Annotated in this window: 18 protein-coding genes; 13 read left to right on the forward strand and 5 right to left on the reverse strand. The window is 72.1% G+C overall.

The features are described 5' to 3' along the window. Positions 1–9: 9 nt before the first annotated feature. Positions 10–705: a hypothetical protein gene (locus tag ACFZBB_RS20745; protein ID WP_391124287.1), complete on the reverse strand. Its 696-nt coding sequence runs from the start codon at positions 703–705 to the stop codon at positions 10–12. Between the two features lie 211 nt (positions 706–916). Between ACFZBB_RS20745 and dnaE the strand changes: the two genes are divergently transcribed. Then, a complete protein-coding gene (gene dnaE / locus ACFZBB_RS20750; RefSeq protein WP_391124290.1) occupies positions 917–4,471 on the forward strand; it encodes a DNA polymerase III subunit alpha in 3,555 nt (1,184 codons plus the stop codon). 116 nt (positions 4,472–4,587) lie between these two features. On the opposite strand, the gene ACFZBB_RS20755 is transcribed toward dnaE, so the two are convergent. Beyond that, positions 4,588–4,764 carry a hypothetical protein gene (locus ACFZBB_RS20755; protein WP_391124292.1) on the reverse strand — a complete coding sequence of 59 codons (177 nt, stop codon included), beginning with the start codon at positions 4,762–4,764 and terminating at the stop codon, positions 4,588–4,590. A gap of 226 nt (positions 4,765–4,990) precedes the next feature. On the opposite strand from ACFZBB_RS20755, the gene ACFZBB_RS20760 reads away from it, so the two are divergent. The 4 genes from ACFZBB_RS20760 to ACFZBB_RS20775 all read left to right on the forward strand — a co-directional run bounded on the left by ACFZBB_RS20760 (position 4,991) and on the right by ACFZBB_RS20775 (position 9,114). After that, positions 4,991–6,241 (forward strand): NYN domain-containing protein, encoded by a 1,251-nt coding sequence (locus ACFZBB_RS20760; RefSeq protein WP_391124294.1) that lies wholly within the window; start codon positions 4,991–4,993, stop codon positions 6,239–6,241. A gap of 108 nt (positions 6,242–6,349) precedes the next feature. Next, on the forward strand, positions 6,350–7,432 hold the full coding sequence (locus ACFZBB_RS20765; protein ID WP_391124297.1) for an ATP-binding cassette domain-containing protein: 1,083 nt from the start codon (positions 6,350–6,352) through the stop codon (positions 7,430–7,432). 178 nt (positions 7,433–7,610) lie between these two features. Then, positions 7,611–8,432 carry an ABC transporter permease gene (locus tag ACFZBB_RS20770; RefSeq protein ID WP_391124300.1) on the forward strand — a complete coding sequence of 274 codons (822 nt, stop codon included), beginning with the start codon at positions 7,611–7,613 and terminating at the stop codon, positions 8,430–8,432. 34 nt (positions 8,433–8,466) lie between these two features. Continuing rightward, positions 8,467–9,114, forward strand: coding sequence for a hypothetical protein (locus tag ACFZBB_RS20775; RefSeq protein ID WP_391124303.1), 648 nt, complete (start codon positions 8,467–8,469; stop codon positions 9,112–9,114). Between the two features lie 36 nt (positions 9,115–9,150). Here ACFZBB_RS20775 and ybaK read toward each other — a convergent pair whose 3' ends face one another. From ybaK to ACFZBB_RS20790, 3 genes are all read right to left on the reverse strand, one after another. After that, positions 9,151–9,672, reverse strand: a complete 522-nt coding sequence (gene ybaK / locus ACFZBB_RS20780) for a Cys-tRNA(Pro) deacylase (RefSeq protein ID WP_391124307.1) — start codon at positions 9,670–9,672, stop codon at positions 9,151–9,153. Between the two features lie 20 nt (positions 9,673–9,692). Further along, positions 9,693–10,451 (reverse strand): LON peptidase substrate-binding domain-containing protein, encoded by a 759-nt coding sequence (locus tag ACFZBB_RS20785; protein ID WP_355334061.1) that lies wholly within the window; start codon positions 10,449–10,451, stop codon positions 9,693–9,695. Positions 10,452–10,614: 163 nt separating this feature from the next. Continuing rightward, entirely contained in the window at positions 10,615–12,120 is a 1,506-nt protein-coding gene (locus tag ACFZBB_RS20790; protein WP_391124721.1) for an oxidoreductase, read from the reverse strand. A gap of 186 nt (positions 12,121–12,306) precedes the next feature. On the opposite strand from ACFZBB_RS20790, the gene hisD reads away from it, so the two are divergent. From hisD to hisF, 8 genes are all read left to right on the forward strand, one after another. Further along, positions 12,307–13,620: a histidinol dehydrogenase gene (hisD, locus tag ACFZBB_RS20795; RefSeq protein ID WP_391043996.1), complete on the forward strand. Its 1,314-nt coding sequence runs from the start codon at positions 12,307–12,309 to the stop codon at positions 13,618–13,620. Beyond that, positions 13,605–14,762, forward strand: a complete 1,158-nt coding sequence (locus tag ACFZBB_RS20800; protein ID WP_391124311.1) for a histidinol-phosphate transaminase — start codon at positions 13,605–13,607, stop codon at positions 14,760–14,762. The genes hisD and ACFZBB_RS20800 overlap by 16 nt, the downstream gene beginning before the upstream one ends. Next, positions 14,759–15,352: an imidazoleglycerol-phosphate dehydratase HisB gene (gene hisB / locus ACFZBB_RS20805; RefSeq protein ID WP_355334053.1), complete on the forward strand. Its 594-nt coding sequence runs from the start codon at positions 14,759–14,761 to the stop codon at positions 15,350–15,352. The genes ACFZBB_RS20800 and hisB overlap by 4 nt, the downstream gene beginning before the upstream one ends. Continuing rightward, positions 15,349–15,501 carry a hypothetical protein gene (locus ACFZBB_RS20810; RefSeq protein ID WP_188280531.1) on the forward strand — a complete coding sequence of 51 codons (153 nt, stop codon included), beginning with the start codon at positions 15,349–15,351 and terminating at the stop codon, positions 15,499–15,501. The genes hisB and ACFZBB_RS20810 overlap by 4 nt, the downstream gene beginning before the upstream one ends. 14 nt (positions 15,502–15,515) lie before the next feature. After that, complete coding sequence (hisH, locus tag ACFZBB_RS20815) at positions 15,516–16,163, forward strand: imidazole glycerol phosphate synthase subunit HisH (RefSeq protein ID WP_391044002.1); 648 nt, start codon at positions 15,516–15,518, stop codon at positions 16,161–16,163. 110 nt (positions 16,164–16,273) lie between these two features. Beyond that, a complete protein-coding gene (gene priA / locus ACFZBB_RS20820; RefSeq protein ID WP_391044004.1) occupies positions 16,274–16,999 on the forward strand; it encodes a bifunctional 1-(5-phosphoribosyl)-5-((5-phosphoribosylamino)methylideneamino)imidazole-4-carboxamide isomerase/phosphoribosylanthranilate isomerase PriA in 726 nt (241 codons plus the stop codon). Then, complete coding sequence (locus ACFZBB_RS20825) at positions 16,996–17,400, forward strand: Rid family hydrolase (RefSeq protein WP_391124314.1); 405 nt, start codon at positions 16,996–16,998, stop codon at positions 17,398–17,400. The genes priA and ACFZBB_RS20825 overlap by 4 nt, the downstream gene beginning before the upstream one ends. Continuing rightward, positions 17,397–18,152: an imidazole glycerol phosphate synthase subunit HisF gene (hisF, locus tag ACFZBB_RS20830; protein ID WP_355334040.1), complete on the forward strand. Its 756-nt coding sequence runs from the start codon at positions 17,397–17,399 to the stop codon at positions 18,150–18,152. The genes ACFZBB_RS20825 and hisF overlap by 4 nt, the downstream gene beginning before the upstream one ends. Positions 18,153–18,159 lie beyond the last annotated feature (7 nt).

The raw sequence follows: 18,159 nt of genomic DNA on the forward strand, positions 1-18,159 counted from the left end.
GTACGACGGTCAGACTGCGACCGCGACGGGCGGACCACGGCGTACGACGGAGTGCAGCAGCGGGCGCGCGGCGAGCGGGCCTGCCGAGGCGCGGGCGGCCGGGCGGAACCGGCGCGGCGGCACCGCGTGCCCGGTGCGGGCGGCCACGGCCAGCAGCAGCGGCCGGAAGGCGGCGGCGGCCATCACGCGCAGCACCCGGTGCAGCGCGGCCTCACCGCGCCGCAGCCACCAGGACGCGACCAGGCCGACGGTGACATGAACGGCCAGCAGCAGCCACGGCAGCGCGGTGGACGGCATCTGCGCCGCGGCGGCGCCGCCCGGTACCGCGGACAGCCCCTGGCCGCCGACCTGGCCGCCGTTGCACAGGAACGTCTCGTGGAACGACCACCACGAACCGGTCACCGGGCCGCCCGCGGGCCCGTAACAGGCCTGCTGCCCCGCGGTGAAGACGGTGTCGACGGCCAGTTCCAGCGGGACCATCAGGCCCGCGATCGGCCAGAAGCCGCGCTCGTGCCGGCCGCCCAGCAGATACGCCAGCGTGAAGACGCCGCCGAACGCGCCGCCGACCACGGTCAGCGGCAGCGGGGTGTGCGACATCAGCACATGGGAGGTGGAGGAGAGGGTGACGCACAGCGCGGCGAAAAGGGCAGCGCGCAGCGCCCTCAGCCTCGGCCGTATGTCCTCCATGGCGACAGAGTGTGCCATGCGCGAGCGTATGTGTGACCTAAAGGCGGGTAACGGATGGGACTACAGAGGGCGGCCGGCGCGCGGCGGACCCCTCCGGCGGACCGGCGCGGGTGGCGGTACGGGGAGCCGCGCCGTGTTGTCGGACCCGAGTCGTAGACTCACAGCGCCGCCAGAACCAGCCAGCGACGCACCAGCAGTCCGCCCCCTCTCGCCGGAGGTATCGCCGCCCGTGACCGACCAGCCCTTCACCCATCTCCATGTCCACACCCAGTACTCGCTGCTGGACGGAGCGGCGAGATTGAAGGACATGTTCAAGGCGTGCAACGAGATGGGGATGAGCCATGTGGCCATCACCGACCACGGCAATCTGCACGGGGCGTACGACTTCTTCCACCAGGCCAAGGACGCCGGCGTCACGCCGGTGATGGGTATCGAGGCGTATCTCGCGCCCGAGTCGCGGCGGTACAACAAGCCCGTCAAGTGGGGCGCGCCGCACCAGAAGCGGGACGACATCTCGGGTGCCGGCGCGTACACCCACATGACCATCTGGGCGCGCAACGCCGTCGGGCTGCACAATCTCTTCCGCGCCCAGTCGCGGGCCGCCTTCGAGGGCTACTTCCGCAAGCCCCGGATGGACCGCGAACTGCTCAGCGAGTACGCCGAGGGCCTGATGGGCACCACGGGCTGCCCCTCCGGCGAGATCTCCACCCGCATCCGGCTCGGGCAGATGGACGAGGCGATCAAGGCCGCCGGTGAGTACCAGGACATCTTCGGCAAAGAGAACTTCTTCGTCGAGATCATGGACCACGACATCGACATCGACCGCCGGGCCCGCGCGGGCCTGGAGGAGATCGCCAAGAAGATCGACGCGCCCTTCGTCGTCACCAACGACTCGCACTACACGTACGCCAGCGAGTCCTCGGCGCACGACACCCTGCTGTGCATCCAGACCGGCTCGAACATGTCGGACCCCGACCGGTTCAAGTTCGACGGCAGCGGTTACTACCTGAAGTCGGCCGCCGAGATGTACGCGATCGACTCCTCGGACGCGTGGCAGGAGGGCTGCCGCAACAGCCAGCTCCTGATCGCGAACCGCATCGAGACCGAGGGCATGTTCGAGACGAAGAACCTGATGCCCAGGTTCGACGTCCCCGAGGGCTACACCGAAGTGACCTGGTTCCGCGAGGAAGTGGCCCGCGGCATGGCCCGGCGCTTCCCCACCGGCATCCCCGAGGACCGGCAGAAGCTCGCCGACTACGAGATGGACACCATCGTCCAGATGGGGTTCCCCGGCTACTTCCTCGTCGTCGCCGACTTCATCATGTGGGCGAAGAACAACGGCATCGCGGTCGGCCCCGGGCGTGGTTCCGCGGCCGGTTCGATCGTCGCCTACGCCATGGGCATCACCGACCTCGACCCGGTCCCGCACGGCCTGATCTTCGAGCGCTTCCTCAACCCCGAGCGCGTGTCCATGCCCGATGTCGACATCGACTTCGACGAGCGTCGGCGCGGCGAGGTGATCCGCTACGTGACCGAGAAGTACGGCTCCGACAAGGTCGCGCAGATCGCCACCTACGGCACCATCAAGGCCAAGGCCGCGATCAAGGACTCGGCCCGCGTGCTCGGTTACCCCTTCTCCATGGGCGACCGGATCACCAAGGCCATGCCCGCCGACGTCCTCGGCAAGGGCATCCCGCTCTCCGGCATCACCGACAAGGACCACCCGCGCTACAGCGAGGCGGGCGAGGTCCGGGCGATGTACGAGAACGAGCCGGACGTCACGAAGGTGATCAACTCGGCCAAGGGCATCGAGGGCCTGGTCCGGCAGATGGGCGTGCACGCGGCGGGCGTGATCATGTCCGCCGAGCCGCTGATCGACCACGTGCCGATCTTCTCGCCGAAGAACGACGGCGCGGTCGTCACGCAGTGGGACTACCCGAGCTGTGAGTCGCTCGGCCTGCTGAAGATGGACTTCCTCGGCCTGCGCAACCTGACGATCATGGATGACGCGGTCAAGTCGATCAAGGCCAACAAGGGCATCGACATCGACCTGCTGTCCCTGCCGTTGGACGACCCCAACACGTACGCGCTGCTCGGGCGCGGCGACACCCTGGGCGTCTTCCAGTTCGACGGCGGCCCCATGCGCGCCCTGCTGCGCATGATGAAGCCCGACAACTTCGAGGACATCTCCGCCGTCTCGGCCCTGTACCGGCCGGGCCCGATGGGCATGAATTCGCACATCAACTACGCGCTGCGCAAGAACAAGCAGCAGGAGATCACCCCGATCCACAAGGAGCTGGAAGAGCCGCTCCGCGAAGTCCTCGACATCACCTACGGCCTGATCGTCTATCAGGAGCAGGTGCAGAAGGCCGCCCAGGTGCTGGCCGGCTACTCGCTCGGCCAGGCCGACCTGCTGCGCCGCGCGATGGGCAAGAAGAAGAAGGAAGTCCTCGACAAGGAGTTCATCCCCTTCCAGGCGGGCATGCGCGAGCGCGGCTACTCCGACCAGGCCATCCAGGCGGTCTGGGACGTGCTGGTGCCGTTCGCCGGATACGCCTTCAACAAGGCGCACTCCGCCGCGTACGGCCTGGTCTCCTACTGGACCGCGTATCTCAAGGCCAACTACCCGGCCGAGTACATGGCGGGCCTGCTGACCTCGGTCAAGGACGACAAGGACAAGATGGCGCTCTACCTCAACGAGTGCCGCCGGATGGGCATCAAGGTGCTGCCGCCGGACGTCAACGAGTCCAACGCCAACTTCACACCGCGCGGCGACGACACGATCGTCTTCGGCCTCACCGCCGTGCGCAACGTCGGGACGAACGTGGTGGAGTCGGTGGTCCGCAGCCGCAAGGCCAAGGGGCGGTACGCGACCTTCCCGGACTTCCTCGACAAGGTCGAGGTGGTGGCGTGCAACAAGCGGACCGTCGAATCGCTGATCAAGGCCGGCGCGTTCGACACGATGAAGCACACCAGGCGCGGTCTGACCGAGCACTTCGAGACGATGATCGACAACGTGGTGCAGGTCAAACGCAAGGAGGCCGAGGGCCAGTTCGACCTGTTCGGCGGCGCGGGGGAGGAGGGCGACGACACCCCGGCCTTCGGGATGGACGTGGTCTTCTCCGACATCGAGTGGGACAAGACGTATCTGCTCGCGCAGGAACGGGAGATGCTCGGCCTCTACGTCTCCGACCATCCGCTCTTCGGCATCGAGCACATCCTCAACGACAAGACGGACGCCGCGATCGCCGCGCTGGCCGGTGACTACTCCGACGGGGCGATCGTCACCATCGGCGGCATCATCTCCGGGCTCCAGCGGAAGATGACCAAGCAGGGCAACGCGTGGGCGATCGCCACCGTCGAGGACCTGGCGGGCTCGGTCGACTGCATGTTCTTCCCCGCCACCTACCAACTGGTCTCGACCCAACTCGTCGAGGACGCCGTGGTCTTCGTCAAGGGGCGGCTCGACAAGCGGGAGGACATCCCGCGGCTGGTGGCGATGGAGCTGATGGTCCCCGACCTGTCGGACGTGGGCACCAACGCGCCGGTGATGATCTCCATCCCGACGGTCAAGGTGACCCCGCCGCTGGTGGCCAGGCTCGGCGAAGTGCTCTCCAGTCACAAGGGCAACACCGAGGTACGGGTGAAGCTCCAGGGCGCGCGCACGACCACGGTGCTGCGGCTCGACCGGCACCGGGTGACCGCGGACCCCTCGCTCTTCGGCGACCTCAAGGCCCTGTTGGGCCCCGCGTGCCTGGGCGCCGCGCAGCAGCAGGCGGGCTGATCACCGAAGCGGGGGCGCGTTGACCGCCGGAGCGCGGCCCGCACGAGCCCGGCGCGCGTGATGTGAGTGCGGGGGCACCCCTGGTGGAGGGGTGCCCCCGCGACCACGCGGTGGGACTAGTTGTGGCCGAACTTCTGCTTGTTCTGCTTGTGCGAGAAGTCCTGCGCGGGCGCCATCTCCTGCTGGTCCTCGTCCATCGGGCGCTGCGTGCGCTCCCGCTCCTCGGTGGCGGCGGCGCCGCGCTGCTGGTTCTGGTTCTCGCGCTGACGGTTCTGGTTCTTGTTCTTAGCCACGATCGTCTCTCCTAGTGGGGGATGTCGGCCGTTGGCCTGGTGGCCCATCGGCCGCCATCAGATTTGCACGGGAGTACGAAGCGCGCATTTCGGGCAGTTGACGGAGTGGGGCGATCGGAAAAGTGACCGCCGCCACGCCGATGATCGGGTTCGAGGTCATAACCCCCGAGCATTCGGGCAGACTCGGGGGAAATCCGTGCCGGGGGGCGACCGGAAGAGGTGCAACATGGACCGCTGCGTCGTCCTGGTGGACGCAGGCTACCTACTGGGCGCTGCGGCGAGTCTGTTGGCGGGTGAACCCTCCCGGTCCCGGATCACCGTTGATCATGCCGCCGTCGTCGCTGGCCTGCGCGAACGTGCCGAGTTGGAGACCGGTCAGCCACTGCTGCGGATCTACTGGTTCGATGGCGCACCCGACCGGGTTCCGCAACCGGAACACCGTCGGCTGCGGGTGATGCCCCGAGTGACCGTACGACTGGGCGCGCTCACCCGGACGGACGGCCGGTGGGCGCAGAAGGGCGTGGACGCCGCCATGCACGCCGAGCTGTCGGAGCTGGCCCGTAACCGCGCGTGCTCCGACGTCGTCCTGGTGACCGGTGACGGCGATCTGCTGCCCGGCATGATGTCCGCCAAGGAGCACGGCGTCGCGGTCCACCTGTGGGCCGTCCAGGCCGCCGACGGGGACTACAACCAGTCGGAAGACCTCGTCGCGGAGGCCGACGAGCGGCGCGTGCTGGACCGCCAGTGGATCACCGCGGCGATCAGGGCCCGCGAGATCCCCGGCGTCTGTCCGCCGCCCGGCCCGCGCCCGGAGATCGCCGCGATCCTCTCCGCGCCGCTGCCCGAGTCGGCCTCGGGTGGCGAGCGGCTGGCGCCCCCGGAGGAGCGGCCGGGCAAGAACGGCACCGCGCCGGAACCGGCGGCGGCCGAGGGCACACCGCCGGGCAAGGTTGCCCCTCCGGAGCCCGCCGGTCCCACCGTGCCCACCCCGAAGGATCTCGCCGGTCTCGGCCGCAGCCACGCCGCCCCCGCGCCGCCGCCGGCTCAGCCCGCCCCCAGCGCCACCCTGCGCTGGTCGTCGGACAAGGGCTGGACCGACCGCGGCGCGGGCGCCGACCTGCCCGACACCAGCGGCCTGCCCACCCTCGCCCAGCTCACCTCCGCCGAACAGCGCTGGGCGGACCGCGAGGCCGACATCACGGCGGTCAGCGGCGACCCTTTCGAGGTCGGCCAGGTCTTCGCCCGCCGCTGGATCGCCCGCCTCACCGACGCCTCCCAGCTCCAGCAGCTCTCCACCCACTACCCCCGCGTCCCGCACCGCATAGACGGTGAGCTGCTGCGATACGCCGCCCGCTTCGGCCTGCTCGCCCACAAGGACGACCAGATCGACGAGCACGACCGGTACGCGATCAGGGCCGGATTCTGGCGCGAGGTCGACGCCCACGCGGTCGCCGAGCACGCACCCGCGGGGGAGTGAGCGGCCGGGCCCGCGCCCTCCCGCGCCTCGGGCGGGTCCGAGGGGAAAGCGGGTGAACCGGGCCCCCCTTGCGCCGGATGCCCCGTGCGGCGCGTACTCTCGATCCTCGTGAGTACGGGCACGGAGGAGACGGCGCCCCCAGCGGTCGCCACAGCCCGCGACACGGTGTGCACCGTGCGCGGTCTGGTCAGAACGTACCCGGCCGGTTCCGCGGCCAGGGGTCGAGGGCTGCGCCGCCGCCGTACCGCCGCCGACCAGGCACCCCAGACCGCCGCCGCGCCCAGGCCCGGTGTCGTACGGGCCAACGACGGCATCGACCTCGACATCGGCCGCGGCGAACTCTTCGGCATCCTCGGCCCCAACGGCGCGGGCAAGACCACCCTGGTCCGCCAGCTCACCGGCCTGCTGCGGCCCGACGCCGGATCGATCGACCTGCTCGGCCACGACCTCGTACGCCACCCGGACCGGGCCTCCCGGCTGGTCGGCTACCTCGGCCAGGAGTCGTCCGCGCTGGACGAGCTGACCGTCGCGCTCGCCGCCGAGACCACCGGACGGCTGCGCGGCCTGGACGCGCGCGCCGCCCGCGCCGAACGCGACGCCGTCCTGGACGAACTCGAACTCGGCCCGATCGCGGGACGCCCCATCAAGCGCCTCTCCGGCGGCCAGCGGCGGCTGGCCTGCTTCGCCGCCGTCCTGGTCGGCCAGCGGCCCGTCTTGGTCCTCGACGAGCCCACCACCGGCATGGACCCGGTCGCCCGGCGCGCGGTGTGGGCCGCGGTCGGCCGCCGCAGGATCGAGCACGGCGCGACCGTGCTGCTGGTCACCCACAACGTCATCGAGGCGGAGAACGTCCTGGACCGGGTCGCCGTGCTCGACCACGGCAAGGTCATCGCCTGCGACACCCCCACGGGCCTGCGGTCGCTGGTCGCCGACGAGGTCAGGCTCGACCTCGTGTGGCGCGACGAGCCGCCGATGTCGCTGCCCGCCATCGCCGCCCTGCACCCGCTCGCCGACATCTCGGGCCGCCGCTGGACGCTGCGGCTGCCCCAGGAGCGAGCCCGCGCCGCCGTCGCCGAGGTCACCGGGGGACCGGCCTTCGCCGCCCTGGACGACTTCACCCTGGCGATGCCCAGCCTGGAGGACGTCTACCTCGCGCTCGGCGGCAGGGGAGAGGGCCTGGTGAAGTCATGAGACGGGTCCCGCCGCGGTCCGCGCCGCACCGACCGGCGGTCGCGCCGTACGCACCCGCCCTCGGGCCGTACGCACCCGCCCTCCGGTCGTACGCACCCGCCCTCCGGCCGTACGACCCCGTGCCTTCGCCGTACGACACGGCCCCGCCGTGTTCCGCACCGACGCGTGGAGCCTGCGTATGAGCGTGCTCACCCAAACCGTTCCCGCGCCCCGGGGCGTCGCCGCGCAGCAGTCCGGCGCCGCGCCGCTCGCGCCGCGGGCCCGGCTGTGGCCCGCCTTCGGCGCGGTCTACCGCGCGCAGCTCTCGCGGGCCCGGGTGGCCCGGATACCGCTGCTGTTCGTCGCCACCTTCCAGTCCGTCGGGATCATGGTGATGATGCGCGGAGTGGTCGACGGCGGGGACGGGGAGGCGGCGCGCTCGGTCGTCGCGGGCTCCAGCGTCCTGGTGGTCGCCTTCGTCGCCCTCAATCTGCTCGCGCAGTACTTCGGACAGCTCAGGGCGTCCGGCGGACTCGACCACTACGCGACGCTGCCGGTGCCGCCGGCCGCCGTTGTCCTCGGCGCGGCGGGCGCGTACGCGTCCTTCACCGTGCCCGGCACCCTCGTGACGGCCGTGACCGGCTGCGTCCTGTTCCATCTGCCGCTGGCCAATCTGTGGATCCTCGCCGTCGTGATCCCGCTGGCCGGGGCCGCGCTCTCCGGCCTCGGCGCGGCCCTCGGGCTGCTCGCGCCGCGGCAGGAGATCGCCACGCTCTTCGGCCAGTTGGGCATGTCGGCTGCGCTGCTGCTCGGCGTGCTGCCCGCCTCGCACATGCCCGCGCCGATCTCCTGGGCGCGCGATCTGCTGCCCTCCACGTACGGCGTCGAGGCGTTCGCCCGCACCTTCGGCGGGCATCCGCACTGGGCCGCGGTCGTCGGCGACCTGGCCGTGTGCGCGGCCGTCGGCGTCGGCTCGCTGGCCGTCGCCACCTGGGCCTACCGCAGGGCGGCCTGCCGATGAAGCGACGGACAGGCAGACCTGGCACGATGGGCGGGTGACCGCACCCCTGACGCCGCACGACCAGCCGCCGCCGTTCCCGCCGTACCCGGGCGCAGGCCCCGGTGGAGGCGACGGCAAGGGGGACCGGCCCTCACCGGTCGCCGAGTTGGGCCGCGCCGCGCTCGTCGCGGTCGCCGTCACGGTGTGCGGGGTGTTCCTCGGGCTGCTGTGGGCGTGGCTGTCACCGCGCGTCCCGCTGATCTCGGACGGCAAGTACATCTACCTCAAGGACACCGAGGGCGAAGAGGCGATCGGCGGCGACGGCACCTTCGTGCTGATCGCGCTGTGCCTGGGCGCGCTGACCGCCCTCGGCGTCTTCCTCTGGTACCGCCGGGGCGGCGTCGCCGTGGTCCTGGGCCTCGCGGTCGGCGGCGTCCTCGCCTCCATCGTCGGCTGGCGGCTGGGCATCGTCCTCGGACCGACCGTCCACATCAAGGCACACGCCAAGGAGGTCGGCCCGAACGTCGTCTTCGACGGGCCGCTGAAGCTGCGCGCCAAGAGCGCGCTGGTCGCCTGGTCGGCGGCGGCGATGCTGGTGCACGCGGGCCTGACCTCGCTCTTCGGGCCGCGCGACCCGCAGCCGGTGTACGTGGCGCCGCAGCCGTGGGGCGCGCCGCCGCCTCCGCCGCCCCCGGCGCAGTGACGCTCGCACGCTCCGGTTGAGGTCGAGACTTCCGGCTCAGATACGGGAGATCCGGGCCGTCACGGCTGAGGTGAGCGCCACCAGGTCGGCGGGGGACAGCTCCAGCTCCAGGCCGCGCTTGCCCGCGGAGACGAAGACCGTGGGGAAGCCGAGCGCCGAGGCGTCCAGGGCCGTGGGCAGGCGCTTGCGCTGGCCCAGCGGGGAGATCCCGCCGAGCACGTAACCGGTGCTGCGCTCTGCGTCGGCCGGCGCCGCCATCGTGGCGCGCTTGCCGCCCACCGCCGCGGCCAGCGCCTTGAGGTCGAGCGAGCCCGCGACCGGGACGACCGCCACGGTCAGAGCGCCGTCCACCTCCGCGACCAGCGTCTTGAAGACCCTGCCCCGGACCTCGTCGGGGGGAACCCCGAGCGCCGCGCCCAGCGCCGCCGCGGCCTCGGCGCCGTAGGAGAGTTCGGACGCCGGGTCGTGCGCGTAGGCGTGCACGGTGAACGGCAGGCCCGCCTTCTCCAGGGCGACCGTGGCCGGGGTGCCTCCGGCCGTACGCGCCTTCTTCGCCATTGCCGACCCCCTGATACGCGCTAGTTGGCGCTGATCGCCTGGTGGGTGAGTTCCACCGCGGGCAGTGACGGCAGCTTGTCGATCACCGCGCTCTCGCGGCGCAGCAGCCGCAGTTCGGCTGTCAGCCGGGCGGCCGTGTCCGCCGCCTCCAGCAGCTCCTGCTTCACCGAGGTCTCCACGACCACCGCCGCCGCGACGAGATACGACAGCACCGTGGCGTCGTCGGGGAACTCCTGCCCCGGCGCCAGCGTCCGCTCCCGCGCCCCGGCCAGCCGCTTCTGATACGTGCCGAACACCCGTGAGACCTCGGAGGCCAGCGCTCCCGCGCCCGCGCCGGGCTCGTCCGGCAGCTCCTCGTACTCGGCCGTCAGATAGGGCCCGCTCGCGTCCACCGACAGCAGCTTGAACCGGATCAGACCCGTGGCCACCAGTTCGTACCCGCCGTCGTCGCGCTCCGCGATGCCCGCCGCGTCCGCGATGCACCCGTAGCCGTACAGCGCCGCCTCCGGGTCCTCGCCGAGACCGGCGGCCGGACCCGTGTCCCCGCCGTCCTGGCCCGTCGGAGCGACCTCCTGGCCGTTCTTGATCGCCACCACGCCGAAACGCCGCGGCGCGTTCTCGGGCAGCGCCAGCAGATCACCCACGAGCGCGCGGTACCGCTCCTCGAAGACGTTCAGCGGCAGCACCAGGCCGGGAAAGAGCGCCGTACTGAGCGGGAAGAGCGGAAGACGATCGGTCACAGTGAGCAAGGGTACGGGCAGTACGCCCGCCTTAGGCATCCGCTGCACCCCTCGGGGCCGCGGCGGGCCCCGAAACGCCGCCGATCGGTTGAGCGGGGGTGACGCACCTCATGGCTGCCGCCCGGCTCTCCCGCACACGGCGCCCGCCCGGCCCTGACGGCTGTCGTCCGGCTCGACCGCGGCTGAGGGCAGTCGCCCGCGCTCAACCGCGGCTGAGCATGCGGGAGGCGCCCGCGGCGACCGTGGTGGCGAGGGTCCAGCCGAGCAGGGTGAGCAGGGAGGCCACCCACTGGCTGACGCCGACCTCCCGCCACGCGTTGTCCTGGCCGAGATCGATCACCGGCAGGAGCAGGTCAAGGGCGTAGAGCGCGGGGCTCCAATGCGGCCGGTAGTCGTTCCCCGCCGGGGGCGGCGTCTTGTGGAGGGCGAAGTACAGCGCGCCCAGCGCCCACAGCACCGCCATCCACACCGCCGCCCGGCCGGGCCGGTAGCCGTATCCGACCGTCACGTCCTGGAGCCACCCCCACACCCGCCCGGCCGGCGGCAGCGACTCGCGGCGGCGCCGCTGCTTGGCCAGCAGCACCTCGCGGGCGTGCGCGTCCTCGCCGCCCGCCCGCAGCGCGGCGGCCAGCCGCTCGTACGGGCCGGGACTGTATTCCGGCGTCGCCGCGTTCAGCCACGCGACGCGCTCGCGCAGCGGGAAGGCGGTGCGCGGGGTCAGCGCCTCGTACGAGAAGTCCGTCAGATCGACCTGTCCCGGCCCCGGCCAGCTCTGCGGCGCGTCGGTCAGCCGTCCCACCCGCGCGCCGGCCAACGACACCGTCCCGCTGGGCGGCGTCCCCAAGGTGATCCGCAACTCGGGCGTCTGCAAGCGCCGTAGCGAGAGCTGCTGCCCTTCCCCCAGCCGGAACCGCGCCCGGTCGATCACCACGGCGTTGCCCACCCGGGCGTCGTCCAGCCGCACCCCGCCCTCCGCGCTGAACTCCCTGCGGGCCGTGCCGGACGGCTCGCCGCCGCCCGCGGGGTCCGTCCCGCCGGGAGCCGCGCTCGTGTCGGGCGAGCGGTTCGCGGGCCAACTGGTGGTGAGGTAGACGGTGTGCTCGACCGTGGTCCGGGCGGCGTTGAGCGCGTCGCGGCCGTACGGATTGCGCAGGGTGGCGCCGCGCAGGTTGAGACGGCCGCCGACGCGGGCGCTGCGGAGGCTGAACTCGCCGCGCAGGTCCAGGAGTTCGGCGTCCAGGTCCTGGCCGACGGTGAGACCGTCGGCGGCGATGGCGCGGCCGTGGCGGTCGCGGCGGACGGTGAGCTGGTTGAGCAGGAGGTCGGTGCCGATCCGGGCGTCGGTCAGGCGGATGCCGCCGGTCACGACGCACTGCGGCAGATGCAGGTCACCGGTGATCTGGAGCCGGGCGGCCTCCAGCCGCGGGAGGTGGCAGCGCACCAGCCGGACACTGCCCGCCCGGCACTCCGGCAGCAGCACCTGGTCCTCGAAGCGGCAGTCGTCGAACTGCACGTAGGGGGCGACGGTGCCGCCCGCCAGCGACAGACGGCCGGTGATCCGCAGGCCCGCCAGCTTGAGCGCCGCCACCCGCCCCGGCTCCGGCGGCGGCCCGTCCAGCAGCAGCTGCGCGACGGCGTCGGCCCGTACCGAGGGCGTCCCCTCGGCCCCCGCCCCGAAGGTCGCACCGAGCCGGAAGGCCCGCCACATCCCCTGCTCCACAGCCGTCCAGTCGCCCGGCGGCCCCTCACCACGACGCTCGCTCACCCTTCCCCCTCCCACGACCCGCCGCCACGCTAGGGCATGCCCGCGACAGCGGCGGGCCCGCCCCGGGCGGCGTATCACGGAGTGGAACCGCGGAACGTCCCCCATGCCCGGGTCTCTACACTTGGCAGGGTGATCTCCCGAATCGATCTGCGCGGTGCCGCCTTCCCCGAGGGCGGGATCGACCGCGACCTGCTGCCCCGAGCCGAGTTCGACGTGGAGGCGGCGCTGAACACCGTGCGGCCGATCTGCGAGGACGTGCGCCATCGCGGCACGGCGGCGGTCATCGAGTACGGAGAGCGGTTCGACGGCGTCAGGGTCGACCGGCTGCGGGTGCCCGAGCGGGCGCTGAGCGACGCGCTGGCCGCGCTCGACCCGGCCGTGCGCGCCGCGCTGGAGGAGTCGATCCGCCGCGCCCGCCTGGTCCACCGCGAGCAGCGCCGCCAAGACGTCACCACACGGGTCGTACCCGGCGGGACCGTCACCGAGAAGTGGCTGCCCGTCCAGCGCGTGGGCCTCTACGTGCCCGGCGGCCTCGCCGTCTACCCGTCGTCCGTCGTGATGAACGTCGTGCCCGCGCAGGAGGCCGGGGTCGAGGGCATCGCGGTGGCCTCTCCGCCGCAGAAGGACTTCGGCGGCTCCCCGCACCCCACCATCCTCGCCGCCTGCGCCCTGCTCGGCGTGACCGAGGTGTACGCCACCGGCGGCGCTCAGGCCGTCGCGATGTTCGCGTACGGCACCGACGAGTGCCGCCCGGTCAACCTCGTCACCGGCCCCGGCAACATCTACGTGGCCGCCGCCAAGCGCCTGCTCAAGGGCCGGATCGGCATCGACGCCGAGGCCGGCCCCACCGAGATCGCGATCCTCGCCGACGCCGCCGCCGACCCCGGCTACGTCGCCGCCGACCTGATCAGCCAGGCCGAGCACGACCCGCTCGCCGCCGCCGTCCTGGTCACCACCTCGCCCGAGTTGGCCGACGCGGTCGACAAGGAGCTGGAGGCCCAGGTCGAGGCCACCCGGCACACCCAGCGGATCACCGCCTCGCTCACCGGCCGCCAGTCGGCGACCGTGCTGGTCGACACCCTCGACCAGGGCCTGGAGGTGGTGGACGCCTACGCCGCCGAGCACCTGGAGATCCAGACCGAGGACGCCGCCGCCGTCGCGGCCCGCGTGCGCAACGCGGGCGCGATCTTCGTCGGCCCGCACGCCCCGGTCTCGCTCGGCGACTACTGCGCGGGCTCCAACCACGTCCTGCCCACCGGCGGCTGCGCCTGCCACTCCTCGGGCCTGTCCGTGCAGTCCTTCCTGCGCGGCATCCACGTCGTGGACTACACGCGCGACGCGCTCGCCGAGGTCGCCCACCACGTGGTGACGCTCGCCGAGGCCGAGGACCTGCCCGCACACGGCGCCGCGGTCAAGGCCCGCTTCGGATGGGACCTCCCGTGACCGGCATCGACGACCTGCCCATCCGCGACGAACTGCGCGGCCAGTCCCCGTACGGCGCGCCCCAGCTCGACGTGCCGGTGCGGCTGAACACCAACGAGAACCCGTATCCGCTGCCCGACGCGCTGGTCGCCCGGATCGCCGAGCGCGTCACCGAGGCCGCCCGGCAGCTCAACCGCTACCCGGACCGGGACGCCGTCGAGCTGCGCACCGAGCTGGCCGCGTATCTGTCCAGGACCGCGGGCCACCGCGTGAGCAGCGACCAGGTGTGGGCGGCCAACGGCTCCAACGAGGTCATCCAGCAGCTCCTTCAGACCTTCGGCGGCCCCGGCAGGACCGCGATCGGCTTCGAGCCGTCGTACTCGATGCACGCGCTGATCTCGCGCGGCACCGGCACCGGCTGGATCTCCGGGCCGCGCGACGCGGATTTCCGGATCGACGTGGACGCGGCGGTCCGCGAGATCCACCGCCGCCGCCCCGACGTGGTGTTCGTCTGCTCGCCCAACAATCCGACCGGTACGGCCGTGGACGCCGCGACCGTACTGGCGCTGTACGAGGCCGCGCAGGCCGCCAAGCCGTCGATGGTGGTGGTGGACGAGGCGTACGGCGAGTTCTCGCACCGCCCGTCGCTGCTGCCGCTGATCGAGGGCCGCCCGCACCTGGTGCTGACCCGCACCATGTCCAAGGCGTTCGGCGCCGCCGGGCTGCGGCTCGGCTATCTGGCGGCCGACCCCGCCGTGGTGGACGCGGTGCAGCTCGTCCGGCTGCCGTACCACCTGTCCTCGGTCACCCAGGCGACCGCGCTGGCCGCCCTGGAGCACACCGACACACTGCTCGGCTACGTCCAGCAGCTCAAGGACGAACGGGACCGGCTCGTCGCCGAGTTGACGGCGATCGGCTGCGCGGTCACCGAGTCCGACGCCAACTTCGTGCAGTTCGGCCGCTTCGCCGACAGCCACGCCGCCTGGCGGGCGATCCTCGACCACGGGGTCCTCGTCCGGGACAACGGCGTCCCCGGCTGGCTGCGGGTCTCCGCGGGCACCCCGGCGGAGAACGACGCGTTCCTCGACGCCGTCAGGACCGTGGTCAAGGAACACAGCGACCAGCAGCACATCAGGCACCACCGTACGGAGGAGTCCGCATGACCCGCGTGGGCCGCGTGGAGCGCAGCACCAAGGAGACGTCCGTCGTCGTCGAGATCGACCTGGACGGTACGGGACAGGTGGCCGTCTCCACCGGTGTGGGCTTCTACGACCACATGCTCGACCAGCTCGGCAGGCACGGCCTGTTCGACCTGTCGGTGAAGACCGAGGGCGACCTGCACATCGACACGCACCACACGATCGAGGACACCGCGCTCGCGCTCGGTGCCGCGTTCAAGCAGGCGCTCGGCGACAAGGTCGGCATCTACCGCTTCGGCAACTGCACGGTCCCGCTGGACGAATCCCTCGCCCAGGTGACCGTCGACCTGTCAGGGCGCCCCTACCTGGTGCACACCGAGCCGGAGAACATGGCGCCGATGATCGGCTCCTACGACACCACGATGACCCGGCACATCCTGGAGTCCTTCGTCGCCCAGGCGCAGATCGCGCTGCACGTCCACGTGCCGTACGGGCGCAACGCGCACCACATCGTGGAGTGCCAGTTCAAGGCGCTCGCCCGGGCGCTGCGCTACGCCAGCGAGCGCGACCCGCGCGCCGCCGGAATCCTGCCGTCGACCAAGGGCGCGCTATGAACACGTACTCGACCCTCTTCATCCTGCTCGGGCTCTTCCTCGCCGGAGGCGTCTACTCCTTCTGGCAGCAGAAGCAGTCCAAGAGCATGATCGCGGTCCTGGCCATCGGCTCCGTGATGGCGCTGGCGGCCGGGCTGCTCCAGCTCTAGCGGGAGGAGCCGACATGACTGGACTGAGGCACAAGAGCGTGGTCGTCCTCGACTACGGCTTCGGCAACGTCCGTTCGGCCGAGCGGGCGCTCGCGCGCGCCGGGGCCGAGGTGGAGATCACCGCCGACTTCGACCGGGCGATGAACGCCGACGGGCTGCTGGTGCCCGGCGTCGGCGCCTTCGCCGCCTGCATGGCGGGGCTGAAGGGCGTACGCGGCGACTGGATCGTCGGCCGCAGGCTGGCCGGCGGACGGCCGGTCATGGGCATCTGCGTCGGCATGCAGATCCTCTTCGCCCGCGGCATCGAGCACGGCGTGGAGACCGAAGGGCTCGACGAGTGGCCCGGCACGGTCGAGCCGCTGAAGGCGCCCGTCGTCCCGCACATGGGCTGGAACACCGTACGGCCGCCCGCCGACTCACGGCAGTTCGCGGGCCTGGACACCGACGCCCGCTTCTACTTCGTGCACTCCTACGCGGTGCGCGAGTGGGAATTCGACACGCACAACGCGGCGATCCGCGCGCCGAAGGTCACCTGGGCCACACACGGCGAGCCGTTCGTGGCCGCGGTGGAGAACGGCGCGCTGTGGGCCACCCAGTTCCACCCGGAGAAATCCGGCGACGCGGGCGCCCAGTTGCTCACCAACTGGCTGGACACCCTCTAACGCGGTCTCACGCGTCGACCGCTCGACCCGCTGGACCCTCTCACACGCCGCCCGGCCCCCTTCCACCGTCCGCTTCCACCTCCTCCCTTCTACGACGTAGGACGCACCCGATGAACAGGCTCGAACTCCTCCCCGCCGTCGACGTCCGGGACGGCCAGGCCGTACGCCTCGTGCACGGCGAGTCCGGATCCGAGACGTCCTACGGCGACCCGCACGCCGCCGCGCTGGCCTGGCAGGCGGCGGGCGCGGAGTGGCTGCACCTGGTGGACCTCGACGCGGCCTTCGGCACCGGCGACAACCGGGCGCAGATCGCCGAGGTGGCCCGTTCGATGGACATCAAGGTCGAGCTGTCCGGCGGCATCCGCGACGACGACACGCTCGCCGCCGCGCTGGCCACCGGCTGCACCCGCGTCAACCTCGGCACGGCCGCGCTGGAGACCCCGGAGTGGGTCGCCAAGGTCATCGCCGAGCACGGCGACCGGATCGCGGTCGGCCTCGACGTACGCGGCACCACGCTGCGCGGCCGGGGCTGGACCCGCGACGGCGGCGACCTCTACGAGACGCTGGCCCGGCTGGACTCCGAGGGCTGCGCGCGGTACGTCGTCACCGACATCGCCAAGGACGGTACGCTCCAGGGCCCCAACCTGGAACTGCTCGCCGGGGTCTGCGCGGCCACCGACCGGCCGGTCGTCGCGTCCGGCGGCGTCTCGTCCCTCGACGACCTGCGCGCCATCGCGACTCTCGTGCCGCGGGGTGTCGAAGGCGCGATTGTCGGAAAGGCGCTCTACGCCAAGGCGTTCACCTTGGAAGAAGCCCTGGAGGCGGTATCACGATGACGGAGACCCCCGCAGTACGGCGCGACCAGTCCGAAAGCCCGCTGGAGGAGACCATCGGTTTCGCCCGCGCCGTCGCGGCGGGGGACATGGTCCTGGTGTCCGGCACGATGCCCCTCGTCGACGGCGAGGTGCGCGGCGAGGGCAGCCCGTACGAACAGGCCCTGCTCGCCTTCGGGAACGCGCTGGCGGCGATCGAGCCCTTCGGCCTCGGGCCCGACAGCGTGATCCGCACCCGCATGTACATGAGCCACGCCAGGGACGCCGACGACGTCGGGCGCGCCCACCGGGAGCTGTTCGGGGCCGTGCGGCCCGCCGCCACCATGGTCGTGGTGGCCGGTTTCATGGACTCCCGTGTCCTGGTCGAGGTGGAGATCGAAGCCTACCGAGGAGCCGGCAGATGACCCTCGCGGTCCGTGTCATCCCCTGCCTCGACGTGGACAACGGCCGCGTCGTGAAGGGCGTCAACTTCCGGAATCTGCGGGACGCGGGCGACCCGGTGGAGATGGCCAAGCTCTACGACGCCGAGGGCGCCGACGAGTTGACCTTCCTGGACATCACCGCGTCCTCCGGCGACCGGGAGACCACGTACGACGTCGTCCGCCGTACGGCCGAGCAGGTCTTCATCCCGCTCACGGTGGGCGGCGGTGTGCGGACGGTCACGGACGTGGACCTGCTGCTGCGCGCGGGCGCCGACAAGGTGGGCGTCAACACGGCGGCCATCGCCAGGCCCGAGCTGATCCGGGAGATCGCCGAGCGGTTCGGCCGGCAGGTGCTGGTGCTGTCGGTGGACGCGCGGCGCACCCCCTCGGGTTCCTTCGAGGTCACCACGCACGGCGGGCGGCGCGGCACCGGCATCGACGCGGTGGAGTGGGCGCAGCGCGCGGCCGAGCTGGGCGCGGGCGAGATCCTGCTCAACTCGATGGACGCGGACGGCACCAAGGACGGCTACGACACGGAGATGATCGCGGCCGTCCGCAAGCTGGTGACGGTCCCGGTGATCGCCTCCGGCGGCGCGGGCCGCCTCGCCGACTTCGCGCCCGCGGTGGCGGCGGGCGCCGACGCCGTACTGGCCGCGTCCGTCTTCCACTTCGGAGACCTGCGGATCGGCGAGGTCAAGACGGCGCTGCGGGAGGCCGGGCACCCGGTGCGCTGAGCGGCGG

Origin of the sequence: Streptomyces sp. NPDC008139 (assembly GCF_042957025.1) — a bacterium.
In the GTDB taxonomy this organism is placed as follows: Bacteria; Actinomycetota; Actinomycetes; order Streptomycetales; family Streptomycetaceae; genus Actinacidiphila.

Excerpts from the sequence above, each read along its gene's own strand:
- ACFZBB_RS20745 (WP_391124287.1), bottom strand. The coding sequence starts at position 705 with ATGGCACACTCTGTCGCCATGGAGGACATACGGCCGAGGCTGAGGGCG.
- ACFZBB_RS20760 (WP_391124294.1), top strand. The coding sequence starts at position 4,991 with ATGGACCGCTGCGTCGTCCTGGTGGACGCAGGCTACCTACTGGGCGCT.
- ACFZBB_RS20770 (WP_391124300.1), top strand. The coding sequence starts at position 7,611 with ATGAGCGTGCTCACCCAAACCGTTCCCGCGCCCCGGGGCGTCGCCGCG.
- ybaK (WP_391124307.1), bottom strand. The coding sequence starts at position 9,672 with ATGGCGAAGAAGGCGCGTACGGCCGGAGGCACCCCGGCCACGGTCGCC.
- ACFZBB_RS20785 (WP_355334061.1), bottom strand. The coding sequence starts at position 10,451 with ATGCCTAAGGCGGGCGTACTGCCCGTACCCTTGCTCACTGTGACCGAT.
- ACFZBB_RS20790 (WP_391124721.1), bottom strand. The coding sequence starts at position 12,120 with ATGTGGCGGGCCTTCCGGCTCGGTGCGACCTTCGGGGCGGGGGCCGAG.
- ACFZBB_RS20800 (WP_391124311.1), top strand. The coding sequence starts at position 13,605 with ATGGGACCTCCCGTGACCGGCATCGACGACCTGCCCATCCGCGACGAA.
- hisB (WP_355334053.1), top strand. The coding sequence starts at position 14,759 with ATGACCCGCGTGGGCCGCGTGGAGCGCAGCACCAAGGAGACGTCCGTC.
- ACFZBB_RS20810 (WP_188280531.1), top strand. The coding sequence starts at position 15,349 with ATGAACACGTACTCGACCCTCTTCATCCTGCTCGGGCTCTTCCTCGCC.
- hisH (WP_391044002.1), top strand. The coding sequence starts at position 15,516 with ATGACTGGACTGAGGCACAAGAGCGTGGTCGTCCTCGACTACGGCTTC.
- priA (WP_391044004.1), top strand. The coding sequence starts at position 16,274 with ATGAACAGGCTCGAACTCCTCCCCGCCGTCGACGTCCGGGACGGCCAG.
- ACFZBB_RS20825 (WP_391124314.1), top strand. The coding sequence starts at position 16,996 with ATGACGGAGACCCCCGCAGTACGGCGCGACCAGTCCGAAAGCCCGCTG.
- hisF (WP_355334040.1), top strand. The coding sequence starts at position 17,397 with ATGACCCTCGCGGTCCGTGTCATCCCCTGCCTCGACGTGGACAACGGC.